Below are 1,381 nucleotides of genomic sequence, written 5' to 3'. Positions count from 1 at the left end.
TTACTCGCTTACTCGCTTACTCGCGTACTCGCTATAGCATATCCACCGCTTTTTCAATCTCGGCAATTAGTATTTCAACATCATCGGTATTGTTATATATACCAAACGAAATTCGTACTGTTCCTTTAACGCCTAAAGCATCCATCAAAGGGTGTGCGCAGTGGTGGCCTGCTCTTACCGCAATGCCTTGCTGATCCAATAACGTAGCAATATCTTGGTGGTGCACTCCATCCATCAAAAAGGTCACTACACTTGAGTTTGGCTGGTAACCAACCACTTCAATATCATCCAATCGTGAGAGAGCTCGATAGGTCATATCTACTAGGTGATGAATGTGAGCCTCAACCTCGGATTGCTCAAACTGGTTTAGCCATTGAATAGCAGTGTCCAATGCGATCTCACCTGCTACATTGGGTGTTCCAGCTTCAAACTTTCCGGGTACTGCAGAGTACGTCGTGCCCTCGAAAGAAACACGCTCGACCATCTTTCCGCCACCATGCCAAGGCGGCATCGCTTCGAGTAACGCCAATTTGCCATAAAGCACACCCACCCCTGCAGGAGCATAGAGTTTGTGGCCAGAGAATACGTAGAAATCGGCATCCATGTCAGCCACATTGACTGGCTCATGAACCACACCTTGTGCTCCATCTACCACAACAATTGCCCCGATGGAGTGCGCTTTTGCTATCACTTCTTCGATAGGCTGGCGCGTACCCGTGACATTAGTAACCTGTGCTAGTGCCACAATCTTGGTTTTTTCACTCAATAGCGAATCAAAAGCGGTTAAATCGAAGTGACACTCTTTGGTCATAGGTACTTTGACGACCTTCGCTCCTGTTTGCTCAGCGACTATCTGCCAAGGAACTATGTTGGCGTGGTGCTCAAGCTCGCTCACTAGGATCTCGTCACCAGATTGAAGTGTATTTCGAGCGTAGGTTTGAGCGATGAGGTTCAGTGCTTCCGTCGCCCCGCGTGTCCAAATGATCTCTTTGCTTGAGCTTGCACCAATGAATGCAGCGACATTATCGCGAGCCGCTTCAAATTGGCTGGTGGCATGGGCTGTAAGGCTGTGACTACCGCGGTGTACATTGGCCTTTTGCTTAGAGTAATAGTCACTGATCGCATCGATAACTACTTGTGGTTTCTGTGTAGTCGCCGCGCTATCTAAGTAAATCAGAGGCTGTTGATTGACTTGTTGAGTGAGCGCTGGAAATTGATTGCGAATGTGCTGGATGTCTAGCATCTAAGATTACCTAAGAGTTGATGTTCGAATAGGGTGCTTTATCGATAGCACCCCATTAATTGTATCGTGAGTTGTGCGGTCTTGGGGACAAATTATCTCTGTCTATTTATCCCATGAGTCTTCTTGTTGTTTGACTCG

General features: G+C 47.3%; 1 protein-coding gene. It reads right to left on the bottom strand.

What is annotated here, in order from left to right; genetic code table 11:
• Positions 1-31: 31 nt before the first annotated feature.
• Complete coding sequence (gene csdA, locus KIV40_RS29155) at positions 32-1,243, bottom strand: cysteine desulfurase CsdA (protein ID WP_285352715.1); 1,212 nt, start codon at positions 1,241-1,243, stop codon at positions 32-34.
• Positions 1,244-1,381 lie beyond the last annotated feature (138 nt).

Source organism: Vibrio sp. D173a (assembly GCF_030248475.1).
This window is presented reverse-complemented; position numbering and strand designations above follow the sequence as displayed.

Bases quoted from the DNA above. Each gene is read 5' to 3' on its own strand.
- csdA (WP_285352715.1), bottom strand. From the start codon at position 1,243: ATGCTAGACATCCAGCACATTCGCAATCAATTTCCAGCGCTCACTCAA.